Annotated in this window: 9 protein-coding genes; 3 read left to right on the top strand and 6 right to left on the bottom strand. The window is 70.7% G+C overall.

Annotated features, from left to right (window positions below):
- Window positions 1-25: 25 nt before the first annotated feature.
- The 4 genes from IF09_RS48100 to IF09_RS0132475 form a co-directional block, all read right to left on the bottom strand.
- The gene (locus IF09_RS48100; RefSeq protein ID WP_078613587.1) at window positions 26-12,661 is read right to left on the bottom strand and encodes a type I polyketide synthase; all 12,636 of its coding nucleotides are present in this window, start codon (window positions 12,659-12,661) and stop codon (window positions 26-28) included.
- 104 nt (window positions 12,662-12,765) lie between these two features.
- Window positions 12,766-14,307, bottom strand: a complete 1,542-nt coding sequence (locus IF09_RS0132485; protein ID WP_030301926.1) for a long-chain-fatty-acid--CoA ligase — start codon at window positions 14,305-14,307, stop codon at window positions 12,766-12,768.
- The gene (hemA, locus tag IF09_RS0132480; protein WP_051833266.1) at window positions 14,307-15,593 is read right to left on the bottom strand and encodes a 5-aminolevulinate synthase; all 1,287 of its coding nucleotides are present in this window, start codon (window positions 15,591-15,593) and stop codon (window positions 14,307-14,309) included. The genes IF09_RS0132485 and hemA overlap by 1 nt, the downstream gene beginning before the upstream one ends.
- Before the next feature lie 55 nt (window positions 15,594-15,648).
- Window positions 15,649-17,232: a class I adenylate-forming enzyme family protein gene (locus tag IF09_RS0132475; protein WP_030301924.1), complete on the bottom strand. Its 1,584-nt coding sequence runs from the start codon at window positions 17,230-17,232 to the stop codon at window positions 15,649-15,651.
- 239 nt (window positions 17,233-17,471) lie between these two features.
- On the opposite strand from IF09_RS0132475, the gene IF09_RS0132470 reads away from it, so the two are divergent.
- Window positions 17,472-17,903 carry a hypothetical protein gene (locus IF09_RS0132470; RefSeq protein WP_030301923.1) on the top strand — a complete coding sequence of 144 codons (432 nt, stop codon included), beginning with the start codon at window positions 17,472-17,474 and terminating at the stop codon, window positions 17,901-17,903.
- Between the two features lie 301 nt (window positions 17,904-18,204).
- On the opposite strand, the gene IF09_RS0132465 is transcribed toward IF09_RS0132470, so the two are convergent.
- Window positions 18,205-18,546, bottom strand: a complete 342-nt coding sequence (locus tag IF09_RS0132465; RefSeq protein WP_030301922.1) for a HopJ type III effector protein — start codon at window positions 18,544-18,546, stop codon at window positions 18,205-18,207.
- A gap of 226 nt (window positions 18,547-18,772) precedes the next feature.
- Between IF09_RS0132465 and ligA the strand changes: the two genes are divergently transcribed.
- Complete coding sequence (ligA, locus tag IF09_RS0132460; RefSeq protein ID WP_030301921.1) at window positions 18,773-20,812, top strand: NAD-dependent DNA ligase LigA; 2,040 nt, start codon at window positions 18,773-18,775, stop codon at window positions 20,810-20,812.
- Between the two features lie 83 nt (window positions 20,813-20,895).
- Here ligA and IF09_RS0132455 read toward each other — a convergent pair whose 3' ends face one another.
- On the bottom strand, window positions 20,896-21,231 hold the full coding sequence (locus IF09_RS0132455; RefSeq protein ID WP_051833261.1) for a hypothetical protein: 336 nt from the start codon (window positions 21,229-21,231) through the stop codon (window positions 20,896-20,898).
- A 316-nt stretch (window positions 21,232-21,547) separates the two neighbouring features.
- On the opposite strand from IF09_RS0132455, the gene IF09_RS0132445 reads away from it, so the two are divergent.
- Window positions 21,548-22,276 carry a 4'-phosphopantetheinyl transferase family protein gene (locus IF09_RS0132445; RefSeq protein ID WP_078613585.1) on the top strand — a complete coding sequence of 243 codons (729 nt, stop codon included), beginning with the start codon at window positions 21,548-21,550 and terminating at the stop codon, window positions 22,274-22,276.
- Window positions 22,277-22,404 lie beyond the last annotated feature (128 nt).

Raw genomic sequence — 22,404 nt, 5'->3', positions numbered from 1 at the left:
CGAAGTTTCTGCTCGTTGTTCATGTCTACCTGCCGAGTTCGTTGTCAAGTGCTGCGAAGAGTTCGTCATCGGTCGCCAGGTCGAGGTCGGCGCCGTCGGTGCCGCCGTCCATCGCCCGAAGCAGGCCGCGCAGTCGCGCGGTGTACCTTCCTGCCGGTCCGTCGCTGTCCGACGCGCCGGAGGCCCAGAGAGCGGCCTCGAGTACGTCCAGGGCCGCCTGGACCGGGTCCGCCGCTTCGCCGACCAGCTCGCCCCGCAGGTACTCGGCGACGGCTCGGGTGGTCGGGTGGTTGAAGACGAGCGTGCTGGGCAGCCGCAGTCCGGTGAGGGTGTTCAGCCTGGTGCGCAGTTCGACCGCGGTGAGCGAGTCGAAGCCCAGGTCCAGCAGTCCGCGCTCGATGTCGATCGTCCGCGGGGCCGGGTGGGCCAGGACGATGCCGACCTGCTCCCTGACGAGGTCGAGCAGCAGCTGCTGCTGCTCTTCCGCGTCCAGGCCCGTGAGCCGCTGCGCCAGCGGGATCTCCGCCGGGGCGGAGGCGCGCCGGCCGGCTCGGCGCTCGGTGCGCACCAGGCCCCGGTACAGCTCGGGCAGTGCGTCCCCGAGGCTGCGCAGTGCCGCGAGGTCGAGTGCCACCGGTGCGAGCACCGGTCGGGTCCCCGCCCCGCCGTCGGCCTGTGGCGCCTTTGCGCCGGCCAGGGCCGTGTCGAGGGCCGCGAGTGCCCGGTCGGTCGGCATCGGCAGGATCCCGTTGCGCTCGAGCCTGGCCCGGTCGGCACGGTCGAGGTCGCTCGCCATGCCCTCCTGCCACATGCCCCAGGCGAGGGACACGGCGGGCAGGCCCTCGGCGCGCCGGTGCTCGGCGAGCGCGTCCAGGAAGGTGTTGCCGGCGGCGTAGCCGGCCTGTCCGGCGTTGCCCACCAGGCCGGCGACGGAAGAGAAGAGGACGAAGTCCGTCAGCTCCAGTCCGGCGGTCAGCTCGTGCAGGTTCCAGGCGGCCTCCACCTTCGGCCGCAGGACCCGGGAGAGGCTCTCCGGGCTCATGGCCTCCAGCGTGGCGTCCTCGACGACCCCGGCCGCGTGCACGACGGCGGTGAGCGGGTGCTCGTCCGGGATCGAGGCGAGCAGCGCCGCCAGCGCGTCGCGGTCGGCCGCGTCGCATGCCGCGACCCGTACGTCCGCGCCGAGCGCCGTCAGTTCGGCGACCAGGTCCTGCGCCCCGCCCCGCCGGCTGGTGAGCAGCAGGCGACGGGCCCCGCGGGCGGTCACCAGGTGCCGGGCGACCTGGGCTCCGAGTGCGCCCGTCCCACCGGTGATCAGCACCGTACGCTCCGGGTCGAACGCGTCGTCGGCGTCCGGGGTCCGGACCGGGTACGGGACCTTGGCGAGCCGGGTCACGTAGGCCTGTCCCCCGCGCAGTTCGAGCTGCGGTCGGGGATCGGCCAGGGCCGCGGCAAGCAGCTCGCCGCCGGCCGGCAGGCCGTCCGTGATCACGTGCTGGAAGAGTCCCGGGTGTTCCGACTCGGCGGTCCGCATCAGCCCGGACAGTGCGCTGTGCGCCAGTTCCCCGGAGCTGACCACGGCGAGCCGCGCTCCGGCCGGCGCGTCGGTGGCGAGCCACTGCCGTAGTACCGCCAGCACCTCCTCCGTGACCCGGCCGGTCTCCTGCGCAGTGGCCGGGCGTACCGGAAGGACGACCACGTCGGGTGCGGCCGCGCCGTCCGCCGTCGAGGCGGCCAGGCCGGCCAGGTCGGCGCGGTGCTCGGCGGCCCAGCCGAGATCGGCCCAGCCGAGGTCGGCCTCGCCGAGGACCACGATGGCCGTGTCGCCACCGGTGGGGAGTTCCACAGCGGCCCGCTCCACCGCGTACACGTACGGGTCGGAGGGGCGGGTCAGCGCGCTCCCCGCCGGCAGGGCCCGCAGGGCGAGCGATGCGACGGTGGCGACCGGCGCGCCCGTCTCGTCGGCGATGCTGACCGCGACCGTTCCGTCCGGTCCGGGTGACAGCTTGACCCGCAGGGTGCCGGTCCGGGACCCGGTCAGCTGGACGCCGTCGAAGGAGAAGGGCAGCCGCAGTTCGGCCGACTCCTCCAGGAGCAGTGCGTGCAGCGCGGCGTCGAACAGTGCCGGGTGCAGGGCGAATCCCTCGGGGTCGACGGACAGCCGTACCTCGGCGTAGAGGTCCTCGCCCGAGCGCCATGCCGCCTGGAGGCCCTGGAAGGCGGGGCCGTAGCCGTAGCCCTGGTCGGCGAGGCGGTCGTACAGGTCCTCGACCGGCTGGGGCTCGGCGCCGGCCGGAGGCCAGGACGCGAGGTCGGGTGCGGGGCCGCCGGGAGCGGCGGCCCCCACGGTTCCGGTGGCGTGCCGGTTCCAGACGTCGCCTTCCTGGTCCCCGCGCGAGTGGACGGCGACGGGCCTGCGGCCTTCTCCGTCGGGACCGCCGACGGTGATCTGGAGCTGGAGCGCACCCTCGTCGGGAAGGACCAGGGGTGCCTGGAGGGCGAGTTCCTCCAACCGCTCGCAGCCGAGTGCGGCGCCCGCGTGGAGCGCGAGCTCCACCAGGGCGGTGCCCGGGACCAGCAGCGTCCCGGCGACGGCATGGTCGGCGAACCAGGGGTGGCTGCGGGCCGAGATCCGGCCGGTGAACAGGACACCGTCGGAGTCGGCGAGCGGAACCGCGGCCCCGAGCAGCGGGTGCCGTGCGGAGTCGAGTCCGGCCGAGGTGACGTCGCCGCCGCCGGGCCCCTCCGTGAGCCAGTAGCGCCTGCGCTGGAAGGGGTAGGTCGGCAGGTCCGCGGCCGGTCCGGCGTTCTCGCCGAACAGTGCGCGCCAGTCCACCGGCACGCCCCGTACGTGGGCGTGGGCCAGGGCGGTGACGGCGGTGTGCGGCTCGTGGCGCCCGCCGCGCAGCACCGGGACCAGGAGCGATCCCGCGTCGAGGAAGTCCTGCCCCATCGCGCTGAGCACGCCGTCCGGGCCGAGCTCCAGGAAGGTCCGTACGCCTTCGGCTTCCAGGGCGCGTGCCGCGTCCAGGAAGCGCACGGGCCGGCGGACGTGCCGGACCCAGTACTCGGGCGTGGTCAGTTCCCCGGCGCCGACGAGCTGCCCGGTCAGGGTGGAGACGATCGGGAGGGTGGGCGCGGCGAACGTGAGCCCCTTCGCGACCGACCGGAATTCGTCCAGCATCGCGTCCATGTGCGGGGAGTGGAAGGCGTGGCTGACGCGCAGTCGCTTGGTCTTGCGTCCCCGGGCGGAGAGTTCGGCTCCGACGGCCTCGACGGCTTCCGCGTCGCCAGAGAGCACCACCGAGGTGGGGCCGTTGACCGCGGCGATGCCCAGCAGGTCCTCCCGTCCGGCGAGCAGCGGCAGCACCTCCTGCTCCTCGGCCTGCACGGCGAGCATCGCGCCGCCCCCGGGCAGTGCCTGCATCAGCCGGCCGCGGGCGGCGACGAGCTGCGCCGCGTCCGCCAGCGAGAGCACGCCGGCGACGTGTGCGGCGGCCAGCTCACCGATGGAATGGCCCGCGAGGAAGTCCGGCCGTACGCCCCAGCCTTCCAGGAGCCGGAAGAGCGCGACCTCGGTTGCGAACAGGGCGGCCTGTGTGAAGCCGGTCCGGTCCAGCGGCGCCGGGTCCTCGCCGAAGAGGACGTCGAGCAGCGGGGTTTCCAGCCATGGGTCGAGCTCTTCGCATACGGCGTCCAGGGCCTCGGCGTAGGCGGGGTACGCGGTGTACAGCTCCCGGCCCATGCCGAGCCGCTGGCTGCCCTGGCCGGTGAAGAGGAAGGCCGTACGGCCGTCCACGGGTGTACCCCGCACCGTCAGTTCCGCGCAGCCGTCGGCCGCTTCGGTGGCGGTGGAGGCCACCACCACGGCGCGGTGCGACAGTCCGGCCCGTCCGACGGCCAGGCTCCGTCCCGTCGATGCCAGGTCCTGCTCCCCGGTGTCGGCGAGGGCCGCACCCAACCGGTCGGCCTGCGCCAGCAGGGCCGCGTCGTTGTGCGCCGACAGCAGCAGCGGCACGACCGGCATCGGCTCGGCCGGCGGGACCGTCCCCTCGGTCGGCGGCTGCTCCACGATGACGTGGGCATTGGTACCGCTGATGCCGAAGGAGGACACGCCCGCCCGGCGCGGGCGCGCGGACTCGGGCCACGGCACCGCCTGGGTGAGCAGTTCCACCTCGCCGGCGGACCAGTCCACGTGCGGGCTGGGCTCGTCGATGTGAAGGCTCCTGGGGAGCACCCCGTGCTGCATCGCCATGACCATCTTGATGACGCCGGCCACACCGGCGGCGGCCTGGGAGTGTCCGATGTTGGACTTCAGGGAGCCCATCAGGAGGGGGGAGGGGCGCTCCTGCCCGTAGGTGGCGAGTACGGCCCGGGCCTCGATCGGGTCGCCCAGCGTGGTGCCGGTGCCGTGGGCCTCCAGAGCGTCGACGTCCGCGGTGGTCAGGCCCGCGTTGGTCAGGGCTTGGCGGATCACCCGCTCCTGGGAGGGGCCGTTGGGGGCGGTGAGGCCGTTGCTCGCACCATCCTGGTTGACGGCGGTTCCGCGGATCACGCCGAGGATCCGGCGGCCGTTGCGCCGGGCGTCGGAGAGCCGCTCCAGCAGGAGGATTCCGGCGCCTTCGGCCCAGGCCGCCCCGTCCGCCTGCGCGGAGAAGGGCTTGCACCGGCCGTCCGGTGCCAGGCCGCGCTGCCGGCTGAACTCCACGAACAGGGTGGGCGCGGCCAGTACGGTCACACCGCCGGCCAGGGCCAGCCCGCATTCGCCGTTGCGCAGCGCCTGGGCGGCGAGGTGGATGGAGACGAGCGAGGAGGAGCAGGCGGTGTCGACGGTGATCGCCGGCCCCTGCAGACCGAAGGTGTAGGCCACGCGGCCGGAGGCGACACTGACCGTGCTGCCGACCGCCAGGTAGCCCTCCAGGGCCTCGGGGGCGTCCTTCAGGCGTGCCGCGTAGTCGTTGGCCATGACACCGGCGAACACACCGGTCTGGCTGCCCTTGAGAGAGGTCGGGTCGATGCCCGCGCGCTCGAAGGCCTCCCAGCTGATTTCCAGCAGCAGGCGCTGCTGCGGGTCGATGGCGGTGGCCTCCCGTGCGCTCACCCCGAAGAGCTCGGGGTCGAACTGAGGAGCCTCGTAGAGGAATCCGCCGTGCCGGGTGTACGAGGTGCCCACGTGGTCGGGGTCCGTGTCGTACAGGCCGTCCAGGTCCCAGCCGCGGTCGTCCGGGAACGGGCCGATGGCGTCCCGCTCGTCGGACAGCAGCGCCCACAGCTCCTCCGGGGAGCTGACCTCGCCCGGGTAGCGGCAGGCCATCGCGACGATCGCGATCGGCTCGTCGGAGGCGCCGACGACCGGTTCGGCCACGGCCACCGCGGCGGCCGAGCCGAGCAGTTCGGTCCGCAGGAAGCCGGCCAGCTCGACCGTGCTCGGGTAGTCGAACACCACCGTCGCGGGCAGCTTCAGACCTGCGGCCGCGTTCAGCCGGTTGCGCAGTTCCACTGCCTTGAGCGAGTCGAAGCCCAGCTCGTTGAAGGCCCGGCCGGGCGCGACCTGGCCGGCGTCGGTGTGCCCCAGTACGGAGGCCACCACGCCGCGGACCAGTTCCAGCAGCGCGCGCTCCCGGTCCTGGGGGGCCAGGGGCGCCAGGCGTTCCCGCAGGGAGTTCCCGCCCGCCTGCTCGCCGACGGCGGCGCGCCGCGCCGGACGCACCAGGCCGTGGAAGAGCGCGGGCAGCGTGCCGTCCTCGCTCTGTGCCCGCAGTCCGGTGTAGTCCAGCAGCGCCGGAACGAGCACCGGCCGACGGGTCGCGAGGGCCGCGTCGAACAGCGCCAGCCCCTGCTCGCTGCCGATGGGGGCGACGCCGCCCCGGGACATGCGGGCGAGGTCGGCGTCGGTCAGGTGACCGGTCATCCCACTGCCCTCGGCCCACAGGCCCCAGGCCAGCGAGGTACCGGGCAGGCCCAGGGCCTGGCGGTGGTGCGCGAGGGCGTCCAGATAGGTGTTGGCCGCTGCGTAGTTGGCCTGTCCCGCGGTGCCGACCGTACCGGCCAGCGAGGAGAACAGGACGAACGCGTCCAGCTCCAGGCCGGCCGTCAGCTCGTGCAGGTGCCGGGCGGCATCGACCTTGGGGCGCAGCACGGTGTCGAGCTGCTCGGCCGTGAGGGCGTGCAGCGTGCCGTCGTCGAGGACGCCGGCGGTGTGCAGGACCGCGGTGAGCGGGTGCTCCGAGGGGATCGCGTCCAGCATCGCGGCGACCGCAGTGCGGTCGGCCGTGTCACAGGCGACCACGGACACGTCGGCTCCGGCAGCCGTGAGTTCGGCCTCCAGCTCCGGCACGCCCGCCGCGTTGCGGCCGCGGCGGCTCGCCAGCAGCAGGTGCCGGACGCCGTGTTCGGCGACGAGGTGGCGGGCGAACAGCCGGCCCAGGGTGCCGGTGGCGCCCGTGATGAGCACGGTGCCCCCGGGGTTCAGGGCGGGCACGGTCTCGCCCGCCGTGGGCGACTTGACCAGCCGCGGTACGAGCAGTGCCCCGTCCCGCAGGCTCACCTGCGCGTCCGGTACGGCCAGCGCACGGCCGAGCTCGACCTCGGAGAGGTCCCAGTCCGTCAGGTCCAGCAGGCCGAACCGGTCGGGGTTCTCGGCCATCGCGGTACGCACCAGCCCCCAGACGGGAGCCGAGCCGAGTCCGGCCTCCGTGCGGGCGGTGGTCGCGTCACGGGTCACGAAGACCAGGCGCGAGTCGGCGAAGCGCTCCTCGGCGAGCCACTCCTGGGCCAGCCGCAGAGCCCGGTGTGCCACGGCGCCGGGGCCGTCCTCGCCGGGGAAGGGGACCACGACGAGCGGCGGGGTTCCCACCATGCCGGCGAGGTCCGAGTAGCTGCCCAGGGGGGCGGGCAGACCGTGGCCGGAGTCGTCGAGGACGGCCCATCCGGTGGCCGGGGCGGCCTCCGGGACGGTCGTCCACTCCACCTGGAGCAGCGGCTGGCGGGGGGTGCCCGAGCCGGCCAGCTGCGCCGGGTCCACGGCCCGCAGGCCGAGCGTCTTCACCGACGCGATCGGCGCACCGCTCGCGTCGGCGAGGGACAGGGCGGCACCCGAGCCTTCCGGGGTGATCCGTACGCGCAGCACGGTGGCGTTCACCGCGTGCAGCCGAACGCCGGTCCAGGCGAACGGCAGCGCCAGGCGACCGTCCTCCGCGAGCGCCAGCGGGTGCAGGGCGGCGTCGAGGAGCGCCGGGTGGATCCCGAACTCGCCCGGGGGGACGTCCTTCGGGAGCGCGACCTCGGCGAACATCTCCTGGCCGGCGCGCCACAGCGCCCGCAGGCCCTGGAAGGCGGGTCCGTACTGGAAGCCCCGCTCGGCGAGCGTGTCGTACGCCGCCGTCAGGTCGACCGGCTCGGCGCCGGCCGGGGGCCAGGCGGTGTCGGCCGGTACGCCCGCACCTCCTTCCGCGCGGCTCAGTACGCCGGTGGCGTGCAGGGTCCACGGGTGGATCGCGGCGTCTTCGGACCCGGGCTCCGGGCGGGAGTGGACCGACAGCTCGCGCCGGCCCTCCTCGTCCGGAGCGTCGACCACGACCTGGAGCTGTACTCCGCCGCGGCCGGCCAGCACCAGCGGTGCCTGGAGGGTCAGCTCGTCGAGCTGGTCGAGGCCCGTGTGGTCCTCCACACCGGAACGGCCCTCGAGCCAGCCGGCGACCCGCGCTTCGCCGGCGTTCAGGGCAGCCATCGCCCCGCCCTCGGCAACACCCTCCATCAGACGCGCCCGCGCACACACCAGACGCGCGGCGTCCTCGAGCGACAGCACACCCGCCACGTGGGCCGCCGCCAGCTCACCCACCGAATGACCCACCAGATAGTCCGGGGTCACCCCGTAGTGAGACAGCAGACGGAACAGGGCCACCTCGACCGCGAACAACGCCGGCTGGGTGAACACCGTCCGCTGGAGCAGCTCCGGCTCACCCTCGATCACCCCGGCGAGCGAACGGTCCAAGTGGACGTCCAACGCCCCGACGACCTCGTCGAACGCAGCCGCGAACACCGGCTCCGCCGCGTACAGCTGACGGCCCATACCGAGCCGCTGACTACCCTGCCCGGAGAACAGGAACGCCACCGGACCCGCCGGGACGGCCTCGCCCGGGGTCAGCGCCCGCAGAGCGTCCAGGAGCTCCTCACGGGTCTCCCCCACGACCACCGCACGGTGATCGAAACGAGCACGCGACGCGGCCAGCGAACGGCCCACCGCCACGACGTCCAGCTCCGGCCGCTCCTCCAGGAACGACACCAGCCGATCCGCCTGCTCCGACAGAGCGGCCCCCGACTTGCCCGACACCACCCACGGCACCGGACCCGACACCGACCGCTCCTCCACGGGAGCTTCGCTCTGCGTGACCTGCTCGACGATGAGGTGGGCGTTGGTACCGCTGATGCCGAAGGCCGAGATGCCCGCCCGGCGCGGCCGGTCGAGCTCCGGCCACTCCTGGGCCCGCGTCAGCAGCTCCACCGCGCCGGCCGACCAATCGACGTGCGAGGTCGGCTCGTCCACGTGCAGCGTCGCCGGGAGGACCCCGTGACGCATGGCCATGACCATCTTGATCACGCCCGCGACGCCCGCCGCCGCCTGCGTGTGACCGATGTTCGACTTCAGCGAGCCGAGTCGAAGCGGCTCCTCGCGGCCCTGGCCGTAGGTCGCCAGCAGCGCCTGCGCCTCGATCGGGTCGCCGAGCTTGGTGCCCGTGCCGTGCGCCTCCACCGCGTCCACCTCGGACGCCGACAGGCGGGCATTGGCCAGCGCTGCGCGGATGACCCGCTCCTGCGAAGGCCCGTTCGGGGCCGTCAGGCCGTTGCTCGCACCATCCTGGTTCACGGCGGAACCACGGATCACCGCGAGCACCTGGTGCCCGTTGCGCTCCGCGTCCGACAGCCGCTCCAGCACCAGCAGACCCACGCCCTCGGCCCAGCCCGTACCGTCCGCCGCCGAGGAGAACGCCTTGCAGCGCCCGTCCGGCGACAGCCCGCGCTGCCGGGAGAACTCCACGAACATGCCGGGCGTGGCCATGACGGACACACCGCCGGCGATGGCCACGGAGGACTCGCCCTGGCGCAGCGACTGCGCGGCGAGGTGGAGCGCGACGAGCGAGGACGAGCAGGCGGTGTCGACCGTCACCGCCGGGCCCTCCAGCCCGAAGGTGTAGGCCAGCCGGCCCGAGGCCACACTGGCGGCGTTGCCCGTCAGCAGGTAGCCGTCGTAACCGCCGGACGGCTCGTGCAGCCGCGGCCCGTACTCCATTGCCGTCGCGCCCACGTAGACACCGGTGCGGGTGCCGCGCAGCGCGGCGGGGTCGATGCCGGCCTGCTCGAAGGCCTCCCAGGCCGTCTCCAGCAGCAGCCGCTGCTGGGGCTCCATGGCCGCCGCCTCGCGGGGACTGATGCCGAAGAACTCGGCATCGAACCGGTCCGCGTCGTGCAGGAAACCACCTTGGGTGGCGTAGGTCTTGCCGGGGCTGTCCGGATCGGGGGTGAAGAGCGCTTCAAGGTCCCAGCCCCGGTTGGCCGGGAATCCGCCGACCGCGTCGGCCTCGCTGCTGACCAGACGCCACAGGTCCTCCGCAGAGGCGACCCCTCCCGGAAGCCGGCACGCCATGCCCACGATCGCGATCGGCTCGTCGAGGGCCACGGCCTCGTACGCGTCGTCCTCCTGGTCCTGGTCCAGGCCGCGGAGCTGACCGCTGAGGTGTTCCGCGAGTACGGCCGGGGTCGGGTAGTTGAAGAGGAGGGCGGAGGGCAGCGACAGCCCGGTGGCCCTGTTCAGCGCGTTCCGGAGCTCGACGGCCGAGAGGGAGTCGAAGCCCAGGTCGTTGAAGGTCGTGTCGATGTCCACGTCGCGCGCCGAGCCGTGGCCGAGCACCGCTGCCACGTGCGCGAGCACCAGCTCCAGCACATCGCCGCGCCGCGCGGACCGCTTCGGAGCGCTCCGCCTTGCCGCGACGGTACGGACCTGGACCGGCCCGGCCGCCGTACCCTCCAGCCAGAAGGGCTCCCGCTGGAAGGCGTACGTGGGCAGGTCCACCAGACCCGGACCCGGCAGGAACCGCTCCCACTCCACCTCGACGCCGTTGGCGTGCGCCTCTGCGACCGAGGCCAGGAAACGATCCCGTCCACCGTCGTCGCGCCGCAGCGATCCGACGACAACCGTGCCGCCGGCGCCGGCCTCGTCGGCCGTGTCGCTGAGGGCCGAGGTGAGCACCGGGTGCGCACTGACCTCGATGAAGACGCGATGCCCGTCGCCGAGCAGAGCACGGGTGGTCTCTTCCAGCTGGACGGTCCGGCGGAGGTTGCGGAACCAGTACCCGCCGTCGAGCTCCTCGCCGTTCAGCGGCTGCCCGGTGACGGTGGAGAAGAACCTGATGTCACCGGTACGCGGCGTGACGCCGGCCAACAGCTCCCGCAGCTCGTCCTCCAGCAGGTCGACGTGGGCGGAGTGAGAGGCGTAGTCGACCGGAACGGTGCGGGCGCGGTATCCCTTGGCCTCGCTCTGGGCGACGAGGTCGGCCAGGGCCTCCGGGTCGCCGGAGACGACCGTGCTCGCGGGGCCGTTGTGTGCGGCGATGTCGATGGCGCCGTCCCAGTGGGCGATGAGCTCGCGGACCTCGTCGGCCGGCAGGGCCACCGAGACCATGCCGCCCGAACCGGCCAGCTTCACGATCGCCCGGCTGCGCAACGCCACGACCTTCGCCGCGTCCTCGAGCGACAACGCACCCGCAACCACGGCCGCCGCGATCTCACCCTGCGAGTGACCGACCACCGCATCCGGCTCGATACCCACCGAACGCCACAACGCGGCCAGGGACACCATCACCGCCCACAGCGCCGGCTGCACCACGTCCACCCGGTCAAAACCGGGCGCACCCTCCGCACCACGCAGAACGTCCAGCAGCGACCAGTCCGTGAACGGCACCAGAGCCTGCTCACACTCCACCAGCCGGGCGGCGAACACCGGAGAGGAATCGAAGAGTTCCAGAGCCATGCCCTGCCACTGCGAACCCTGACCCGGGAACACGAACACCGTCTTGCCCGCACCGCCCGGCACCGCACGACCCGACACCACACCAGCCGCAGGGATGCCCTCGGCCAGCGCCCGGACGCCCGCCAGAAGCTCCTCGCGGGTCTCCCCCACGACCACCGCACGGTGATCGAAACGAGCACGCGACACCGCGAGCGACCGGCCCACCGCCGCGACGTCCAGCTCCGGCCGCCCCTCCAGGAACGACACCAGCCGCTCCGCCTGACCGGCCACGGCCTCGGCCGACTTGCCCGACACCACCCACGGCACCGCACCCGAGCCGGACTCGGCGCCGGGCAACTCCTCTTCCGCCGCCGACTCGGTGCGCCAGTCCGAAAGCACGACGTGGCAGTTCGTACCGCCCATGCCGAACGAGCTGACACCCGCGTAGAGCGGCTCGTCCGGCCGCGGCCATGCCCCGAGGCTTCGCTGCACGGCGAGCTTCCACTCGTCGAACGGAATGTCCGGGTTGGGGGTTTCGAAGTTCAGGCTCGGCACGAGCTCGCGGTGACGGATGCAGAGCGCCGCCTTCAGCAGGCCGACGATGCCGGCGGCACCCTCGAGGTGTCCGACGTTGGTCTTCACCGATCCGACCCGCAGCTCGGCTCCGTCCACGCGGCCGTCACCGAGCACCGCGCCCAGGGCCGACGCCTCGATCGGGTCGCCCACCTTGGTTCCCGTGCCGTGCAGTTCGACGTACTGCACCTGCTCCGCGGACACCTTGGCACGCTCGTACGCCTCCCGCAGGACATCCTGCTGGCCGGCCGGACTCGGCGCGGCGAGACCCTCGGTCGTGCCGTCGTTGTTCATCGCGCTGCCGTGCAGCACGCAGTAGACCGGGTCGCCGTCCGCCATGGCGGCGTGCAGCGGTTTGAGCACCACGAACGCGCCGCCCTCACCGCGTACGTATCCATTCGCCCTGGCGTCGAAGGTGAAGCTGAGGCCGTCCGGGGAAAGTGCGCCGAACCGCTCCGCGCCGATGGTGCTGTCCGGCACCAGATTGAGGTTGACACCGCCGGCGATGGCCATGGCGGACTCGCCGCGGCGCAGGCTCTCGACTGCCAGGTGCACGGCGACCAGCGAGGAGGACTGGCCGGTGTCCACGGCCGCACTCGGTCCGTGCAGCCCCAGGGTGTAGGAGATCCGGTTGGCAACGACGCCGCGGTTGAGACCGGTCAGGGTGTGACGGGTGATGGCTTCGGCCCCGTGCTGACGCGTGAGTGCGGCATAGTCGTCGGCAATGACGCCGACGAAGACACCGGTCCGGCTGTCGGCGAGGTCGGACGGGAGGATCCTGGCGTCCTCCAGTGCCTCCCAGGCGAGCTCGAGCATCAGCCGCTGCTGCGGGTCCATCGAGGACGCCTCACGCGGACTGATGCCGAAGAAGCCCGCGTCGAAGCCGCTGACGTCCTCGAGATAACCCCCCGGCCGAGAGGGCAGTTCGGGACGGCCTGCCGGAGGCGCGCCGATCGCACTGCGGCCGTCGCGCAGCAGCTGCCACAGTTGCGCGGGGTTCTCCGCGTGCGGCAGTCGGCAGGACATACCGACGATGGCGATGGCCTCGGTCGATGTCGACGTGTCAGCTTGGAATTCACCCATGGTCGGTCGCCCTACCTATTGTTACGTACGATGCCTGAGCGGAGGCGTAGCACCCGCAGCGGTGCCGCGGGTGCTATGCCCGTGTGATTCTGTTTCGTTTGCAGCTACGAGCCGGTGGTCGACTCGTATTGCGAGACGAGCACCCGCTTGAGAACTTTTCCGCTGGACCCCAACGGGAGAGCCTCGGTGAACTCGACTCGACGGGGGTACTTATATGCGGCGAAACGCTGTTTGCCCCATTCGATGAGCTCTTCGTCCGATCCAAGGGTGACGTCCTCCGGCCGGGCGGGAACGACAATCGCCCAGACTTCCTCACCCAGCACGGGGTGCGGAACACCGATCACCGCCACCTGCGCCACGTCCGGGTGCCCGAGGAGGGTCTCCTCGATTTCGCGCGGATAGACGTTGTAGCCACCGCGCAGAATCAAGTCCTTCTTACGGCCCACGACCGAAAGGTAGCCGTCGCCGTCCAGCCTGCCGAGATCACCGGTAAGGAACCAGCCGTCGATCAGAACCTCGGCGGTGATATCCGGGCGACCCAGATATCCGGCCATGACATTCGGACCGCGCACCACGATCTCGCCCACCTCACCGACGGGCAGGAGATCGATCCTGTCGGCATTCGGCCGAGCTATACCGACAGTGATGCCGGTGATCGGAACACCGACCGTTCCGGATCGAAAAGTCAGGCCGGGGTAGTGGTAGGCAACGCTGCAGGAGGTCTCGGTCATCCCGTAGCCCTCGTACACCGGACATCCGAACGTGCTTCGGACATCCTCGAGGGTCTTGACCGGAAGCGCCGATCCCCCGCTGTACACGCGGTCGAGCCGAGGAACCGGCTCTCCCTGGGCCACCGCGTCGAGCAACTTGAAATACATGGTCGGCACGCCCATGAACACCGTGCACCGGTGTTCCGTCATCAACGCGAGGGCCTCCCGTCCGGAGAACCTCGGCATCATGACGATGGATATACCGGCGCGGAAGCCGGTCAGCATGCCGCAGATCTGACCGAAGCCGTGCGACAGCGGAAGACACCCGAGCAGTACGTCGTCGCTCCGGAACATGTACGGAGTGGCGACCATCCTCTCGACGTTGTACAGAATGTTCCGGTGGGTGAGCATCACACCTTTCGGCTCACCCGTCGTACCGGACGTGTAGAACACGACCGCGACGTCGTCGGGTTCCCGCACCGCGCAATCGTCGATCGGCGCCGTGTCCTGTGCCGCGTCCTCCAGGTCGACCGTGCCCGCGGGGCCCGGACCGACCGTGAGGAGCACCGTGCCCAGCGGCTCCGCCGCCTCTCTCGCCCGGGCGAGCAAGGAGGCGGCGCACACCAGGAAACGGGCTTCGGCATCGGTCAGTACGTGATCGATCTCCGACGCCGTCGACATGACGTTCAGCGGGACCGCGACGGCGCCGGCCGCCAGCACGCCGAAGTACACGGCGGGGAACTGCGGGGTGTCGACCAGGAGCATGGCGACCCGGTCTCCTGGCCGTACCCCGTTCGCCCGCAGCACGGAGGCGTAGCGACGTGCCTGTTCCCACAGCCACCCGTAGGTGAAATGCTCGGACTCGTAGATCACGGCCGAGTGTTCGGGTCGCCGCGCCGCCGTGTCGGCCAGCACGCCGGCAACTGACATGGTCATTACGACAGCTGTCCGTCTTTCGCGGCGGTGCGGGCGCCGCCACCACGGAGCTCGGACGTGGACCAGTCCCGGGCACTGGCGGTCGGGATGTCCAATTCCTTCCAGATTCCATGAAGGGCGTCGGCGAAGTTCTCGACGTCCTTCTGGTCGTGCACGGCGGACGGAGCGATCCTCAGGATCTCCTCGCCCGCGGGCACGCTGGGGGCGTTGATGGACTGGACGTAGATCCCGTGCCGCTCGAACAGCAGCTGGGACGCCCGCTTGCACAGGTCGTCATCACCGACGAAGGCCGCAACGATGTGGGAGTCCGTCGAAATGAACGGGATGTCGGCCGAGATCAGCAGGCTGTGCAGAAGCTGCGCATTCTCCGAGAGGAGCTTTCGCTCGACATCGGAGGACCGCAGGTACTGAACCGACGCCAGCGCACCGGCCGCGACCGCGGGCGGAAGCGAGGTGGTGAAGACGAACGAGCGCGAGAAGGTCCGCACCGCGTCCACGAGGGCCGCCGGTCCCGCAATGTACCCGCCGACCGTTCCGTAACCCTTCGCCAGGGTGCCCATCACCACCGTGAAGCGATCGGCGATGCCTTCCCGCGCGGCGATGCCGGCGCCCTGCGGGCCGTACATGCCGACCGCGTGGACCTCGTCGATGAAGGTCGTGGCACCGTACTTGTCCGCAATGTCGGCAATCTCGGCGAGCGGCGCAACGTTGCCCGACATGGAATAGACCGATTCCACGACGATGAGCTTCGGGGCGTCCGCGGGAGCGGCCGCGATCAATTCTTCCAGGTGGGCGACGTCATTGTGCCTGAAGACGTGCTTCTTCGCGCCACTGTGCCGCAGACCGTCGATGATCGAGGCGTGGTTCTTCGCGTCGGAAAATACGATGGTGTCCTGCGGGAGCCCCGCCAGCACGGAGAGGGACCCCTCGTTGGCCGTGTATCCCGACGTGAAGAGGAGAGCGGATTCCTTGCCGTGCAGATCCGCCAGCTCGTTTTCGAGAAGGACATGGTAGTGGTTGGTTCCACCGATGTTCCGGGAACCGCCGGAGCCTACGCCATGGGCATCGATCGCGGCGTGCATGGCCTCGACGATCTGGCGGTTCTGACCCATTCCCAGATAGTCGTTGCTGCACCAGACGCTTACTTCCGAATCCACCCCATCGCGCCGTGCACTGGCCATGGGGTAATGGCCGGAACGGCGGCCTATCTCCAGGAACTCGCGCTTGCTTTCAGCAAGATCGTCAGCGGTGTTCCCACTCAGGTATGATGCCAGGTGAACGTTCATTCACTCGCCTTCTCGACGTAGCGGTTGGATTGACCTGCGAACCGAAAGGTCTGCGCTAGGAATACTGCGACTTCAGGAGCACCTTGTCGGGCTTTCCGTTGTTATTCATCGGCAGTGCGCTCAAGACATGTATCTTCTCGGGCACGTGAATCGGGGACAGCTTCTCGGCAATGCTCGCGCGGATGTTCTCCACTTCGACCACCTCGGCCGGATCGCATTCGATCGCGGCGTGGATGTGCTCGCTTCCGTCCTCGTCCTGCACGCCGTAGACGGCGGCGTGCCGGACACCCGGGTGGGCAAGGATTTCCGCCTCGAGAACGATGGGATGAACCTTGACGCCACCGACCTTGATGACGTGGGCCACCCGGCCCAGGAGAGTCAGATAGCCTCGCTCGTCGAGACGACCGATATCTCCGGTGAAATACCATCCGTCACGGAGAACTCGTTCAGTCAGTTCCGGTTCGCCGTTATAGGCGTCCATCATCTGAGGCGAGCGGACGCGAACCTCACCGACTTCCCCGACCGCCAGTTGCGCACCCGAATCCGAGTTGCAGACAGCAAGTTCCACCCCGGGGAAGGGCCGGCCGACAGTGGCCGCGAGATCCGGGTCGCCGTGCTCCTCAGGCGTCAGGATCGTGATCCGACCACACTCACTCGCGGCATAACCCTGCGCCAGAGCGGGGCCGAAGATCCGAAAAGCCTGTGCAATTCTGGCGGGCGCCGCGGGGCTGCCGCCGTAGACGATCCGCTTCAGCGAAGAAAGACCCGCGGCTTCCAAGGCATCCCGGTCGCCGATTCCTCGCTCAAGCAAATGATCGAGGACGTGGAACACGTGATTCGTCGCCATGAACGTCCAAGAGATCTCCTTTTCCGCGGAGACGGTGTCCACGAACTTCTCGGCATCGAAGGCCTCATGGGCATAGAGCGCTCCGCCCATGGCGAAGACCGCGTCTGCCATCGGGGCGACGCCATGGCTCAGAGGGGTCGATATCAGGATCGACGCACAGTCGTACTCACGACCGACATCCATCCATGCACGCACGGTGGCTTCCCACGCGCGGCCCGACAACCGGATTCCCTTGGGCCGTCCCGTGCTGCCACTCGTGAAGTTGATGAAGGCCAGCGCATTCGGGTCCCATGAAACGGCGTCCGGGGTATCGGCGACATCGGCCCGGCCGGCCTCATCGCCTTCCCCGTGCTGAAGTCGCGTCACCGGGATCCCACTACCATCAGCAAGCTCTGCCGCGCGCTCCGAACCTTCGGCATCGGCATAGATGGTCACGGCTTCGGTCTCACGCAGGATCTGGATCTGGTGATCCAGCGGGAGGACCGTTGCCCTGGTACCAGGGTTGGTGGTCCGCAAATAGCACACGCCGCCGCCGAGCAGGTGCGTCGCGTACCGCACGGTGAGCGTCTCAGGGCTGTTGGGTGCGACCAGGACCGCTACCACATCTCCCTTGCCCACTCCGCGGTTGCGTAGCGCAAGAAACGTTTCAGTCACGGACCGAATCAGGTCGCCACCGGAGAAGGATTCGCCACGCCAATGCATGACATCTCGATCGGGCGCGGCTGCGAACAGTGAGAGGATCTCCGAGACATAACTTTGACTTGCACGCCACCAAGGCTCGGGCAGGCTCATGGGACTTCCTTTGATTTCGCCAACTATAACGACGTTATCTAATTGGGCGGTTCAATCTTCGCCGCACAATTGAAGGAAGCGGTAGATCGTTCGACTGGCTACAACGGGGTGTCGGAAGGCGTCACGATCTGGGTAGCCGTTCGGTGCACGGGCCGGTGAGCGCGCCGCAGCCGTCACCATCTGGCTCCGGGGTCCCAACCCGATTGCGCTCTGTACCCGGCCCGGTGTGACATGGGGGCATGAGCAGAATGGCGCAGGTCATCGTGTTGGCGCGGTACGAGGATGAGGTGATGGAGCCGCTGACACGGCCGGACGAGGCCCGCACCTGGCAAGGCTGCTTCGTGCAGATCCCCTGGTTCGTAGGGGGCTGGCACATCGAGTTCGAGCGGTGGAACCGGCGCCGCGGCGTGCTCAAGGACTTGGAGTCGCTGCCGTGGAACGAGCCCGCCTGCGTGCAGGTCATGCTGCACGACGAGGACGACGACCTGTTCGGTCTGTGGATGTTCCGCGGCGGAGTCCTCGTCGAGGTGGGCATCCCCGGCACCCAGCGGGTGCACATCGCTGCCCCGCCGTGGGACGCCGACCCCGGCTTCCTGGTCCGGACCGGCCTGGGCAGGGGAGAGGACCGGCACTCGCCGGAGCACGTACAAGATCCACGGTCGTGCTGGTGACCGGGTCCAGACTGGGTTCGGACAGGTACTGAAGTCGCCGTTGCCGGTCCTGCCCGGGGCAGGGCCGCCGGGCCCGGACAGGTCTGGCACTGGCGTCCGCGCGCAGCGGCGCGCCCGGCAGGCCGAAGCCGGGGCTTCTATGGTCAGTTGGGAAACGAGGATCACGGCAGTAGCGCTGCGCTACACGTCACCCGACGGTGTTGGCGAAGTGGCCGCACCGCAGCCACGTCCTCGAACCGCGCCGTCCCACAGTCCAGCAGCGGACGTTGCCGGCCTTTGGTGCCCGCCCGGATTTTGCTGTTCAGCTCTTGCGGGCCAGCGGTTGCCCGGCGAAGCTCACCCCTTCCAGGCCATGGGCCATGAGGTTGCGAATGTTGGCGTGATCAGTGCCGTTCGGCGTCGCCAGCACACTGCGATAGTGCTCACCGAATGCCAGCAGCGCCTCTTGGCCGCTCAGCCCTTCCAGCAGGGCCAGTCCCAGCGTCTTGCAGGAACCCTCGTTCTCACCCGCGGCATTTTCCAGTTCCCCGTTGCGGAACGTCTGCGGCTGATACTCGTAATGCGCGGCGATGAAGGCCAAGGTGTCGGCGAACTCGTGCTCACCTGACGCAAGGCTTGCCCGCAGCGAGTTCAGATCAGTCATGGTGGTCCCCTGGATTGAACGGACGACCGGTTGCCGTCCGCGACCGGACGACGATAACCCCCTTGAGGTCAGCCGGTAACGGGCCGCATCTCCGCAGGTCACGATGTGCGACTGTGCGATTCGCCGAGAGCCGGCACTCCTGTGCCGCAGGGCGGCTCGGTTGCGTGCCGGGGCAGGGCGGGGCCGGGTGGTGGCGTTGTCAGTGCGGGGCAGGATGATGACGTTCATGACCGAAAACAGTGCCCTGCTCTCTCCTGCCGCCTACGTGGAGGCCGTGACCACTGCCGTGGCGGCGTCGGCCGCGTACTACGGCGACGGGACCACCCCGCTCGGTGACGACGAGTACGACGGGCTGCTGCGCGCCATCGCGGCCTACGAGGAGGCCCACCCGGACGAGGTGCTTGCCGAGTCGCCGACCGGGAAGGTGGCGGGCGGGGCTGTGCAGGGTGACGTGCCGCACTCGGTGCCGATGCTCTCCCTCGACAACGTCTTCGACGCCGACGAGCTCGCCGAGTGGGCCGCAGGGCTGGAACGGCGTCTCGGGCGCCCTGTGGCCGGGTGGTGTGTGGAGCCGAAGCTCGACGGCCTCGCGGTGGCCGCCCGGTACCGGGGTGGTCGGCTCGTCCAGGTCCTCACCCGCGGCGACGGCTCGGCCGGCGAGGACATCACCCACGCCGCCGACGCCGTCCTCGGTCTGCCGCCGGTACTCAGCAAGCCGATCGACGTCGAGTTGCGCGGCGAGGTGCTGCTGACGACCGCGCAGTTCGAGGAGGCCAACCGGATCCGGCTCGCCCACGAGGCCACGCCCTTCGCGCACCCGCGCAGCGGGGCGGCCGGCACGCTTCGGGCCAAGGACCGCCCCTACCGGATCGAGTTGACCTTCTTCGCCTACAGCGCGATCGGCCTGGAGGACCTCGGCCACGTGGCTCTGCTGGAGAACCTGGCCGCGCTCGGCGCGAACACGGCCGCCAGCACGGCCGCCGCCCCGGTGCGATGCGAGACCGTGGAGCAGGTGCAGGAACGCATCGACGTGATCGCCGGCCTGCGCGGAGACCTGCCGTTCGGGATCGACGGTGTCGTCGTCAAGGCCGACACGGCCGAGGACCAGCGGCAGGCCGGCAACGGCTCGCGCGCCCCGAGGTGGGCGGTGGCCCGGAAACTGGCGGCCGAACACAAGGTGACGCGCCTGCTGGCGGTGGAGTGGAACGTCGGCCGGACCGGGATCATCGCCCCGCGCGCGGTCCTGGAGCCCGTGGTCATCGACGGGGTGACGGTCACCTACGCCACGCTTCACAATCCGTCCGACATCACCCGTCGCGGGCTCATGATCGGCGACCAGGTGTTCGTGTACCGGGCCGGCGACGTGATCCCCCGGGTCGAGGCACCGCTGGTCGACCAGCGCACCGGCGCCGAGAGCCCGATCCTCTTCCCGGAGGCGTGCCCCCGCTGTGGCGACGCGATCGACACCTCCGAGCAGCGGTGGCGGTGCGTGCGCGGCCGGAGCTGTCAGGCCGTGGCCTCGGTGATCTACGCGGCTGGCCGGGACCAGCTCGACATCGAAGGTCTCGGCGGCACACGCGCGATCCAGCTGGTGGATGCCGGTCTGGTCAAGGACGTCGCCGACCTGTTCACGCTGACCCGCGAACAGCTCCTCGGTCTGGAGCGGATGGGTGAGACCAGCGCCGCCAACCTCCTGGCCGCGATCGAGGCCGCCCGCGGTGCCGCCTTGAGCCGCGTGTTCTGCGCCCTCGGTGTCCGCGGCACCGGGCGCACGATGTCCCGCCGGATCGCCGCGCACTTCGGCTCGATGGCCGCGATCCGGGCGGCGGACGCGGACACGCTGGCCGGGGTCGACGGCATCGGCACCGAGAAGGCCCGCGTCATTGCGGCCGAACTCGCCGAACTCGCCCCGCTCCTCGACAAACTCCAGGCCCAGCAGGTCGGCACGCAGGTCACCGAGCCGCAGAAGCCCGCGGCCGACGCGAACGACGGCGACGACTCGGCGGGCGGCCCTCTGGCCGGACAGGCCGTCGTGGTGACCGGAGCCATGACCGGCCCCCTTGCGGTGTTGTCCCGCAACGAGATGAACGAACTGATCGAGCGGGCCGGCGGAAAGGCGTCGTCGTCGGTGTCCCGGCGCACCACCCTCGTGGTGGCGGGCGAGAAGGCCGGCTCCAAGCGCACGAAGGCCGAAGAACTGGGCATCCGCATCCTCGACCCCGAGGAATTCGCCGTCCTCGTCGCCGGTCTCCTCCCCACCACCTAGCCCTCGCCGCCCGCCAGCCCTCGGCACGGCCTTGTCCGGCGTCGGCCCAAAGGACCGGCGGTACTCGGCCGAGGCGCCGCCCGTCACTTCCCGGTGAGCTGCTGGTGGACGCACTGCTCGTACTGCCGGAAGCTGTCGGGCCGGTAGCACTCCTGCGTCTTGTCGGCGTACCAGACGAAGAAGACGGCGGCCAGGACGGACACCACGATCGCGACGGCCGACGTCGCCACGCCGGTGAGGGCCTTGCCCCGGCCGATACCGGTCCGCTTGGCCGTCGTCAGGGCGACGATGCCCAGGATCAGGCCGATGCCGCCGAACAGGCCGCCGATGAAGAAGACCGACGTGCTCACGCCGATGACCCCGAGCAGCACGGCCGCCCCGGCCAGGCCGTTGTTCGATGCCGTGTGATGCGGCGGCATCTCTGTTCCTTGCGTGTTCATCCAACGCCTCCGGTCAGCTGTTCAGGGCACGATCCTTGCTTCCGGGGCGGCGGATGCGCATCGCGGGAAGGCGGGAGAAGGTGCTCCCCCGATCGGGGGAGGCCATCGCCCAGTTTTCGTCCAGGGACGTCCAGGCCGCCGGGGACCAGCAGTACCCGAGCGAGATCCTCGTGAAGGCCCACACTTCTGCGGCACGCGGCTCCGAGGGCCCCTGGCCGACGGTGGTCAGCCACAGGCCCGGGGCGGCCCGGCCCATGAGGACGGTTCGGGGACGGGAGGGGTTTGGCTTCGGCGCATGATCCGAGCGAACCTGTTGCCGGCGTCTGCGCCGGTACCCCTTTCCGTGTGGCTCGTCGACGGTCGGCGGGCCGGGGACCGGGCGTTGCGGCTGGCGCCCGGCCTGTTGGACGGGGGCCAGCTCGAGCGGCTGGCTGCCTTCCGCCATGCGGCGGACCGGCGGACCTACGCGGCCGCGCACGTGGCACTGCGCCGGCTGCTGGGTGCCCGCCTGGGGCTGGCGCCGCAGGCCGTACGGTTCACCCGCCGGCCCTGCGCCGACTGCGGCGGGCCGCACGGCCGCCCCGAGGTCGCGGGCGGTGGCGACGTCCGGTTCTCCCTGTCCCACAGCGGCGACCTCGCCCTGATCGCGATCGCCGCCGAACCCGTGGGCGTCGACATCGAACGCGTCCCGGCAGCGGAGACCGCCGCCTCGGTGGCCGAGGTCCTGCACCCGTACGAGGCGGCCGAGCTGGCCGCCCTCCCCGCGGACCTGCGGCCCGCCGCGGTGACCCGTGCGTGGACCCGGAAGGAGGCGTACCTGAAGGGAACCGGTACGGGCCTGTCGCGCAGTACCACCCTCGACTACCTGGGCACCGGCCCCACCCCCGCGGCGCACCCGCAGGACTGGACCGTGCGGGACGTGTCCGTTCCCGACGGCTACGCGGCGGCGGTCGCCGTCGCCTTCGCGGTCGAGGACCGATCAAGGACGACTCGGGGAGGGGCTCACCTAGCGTCGGCCAGGTGACAGGAACGACCAGCAGCCAGGGGGAACGTGATGGGTAGGACACTCGCGGAGAAGGTCTGGGACGACCATGTCGTCCGGCGCGCCGAGGGCGAGCCCGACCTCCTCTTCATCGATCTGCACCTGCTGCA

The sequence above is a fragment of the Streptomyces katrae genome (assembly GCF_000717655.1).
Classification (GTDB): Bacteria; Actinomycetota; Actinomycetes; order Streptomycetales; family Streptomycetaceae; genus Streptomyces; species Streptomyces katrae_B.
The sequence above is the reverse complement of the archived record's forward strand: the minus strand, read 5'-3'. Positions and strand labels throughout refer to the sequence as shown.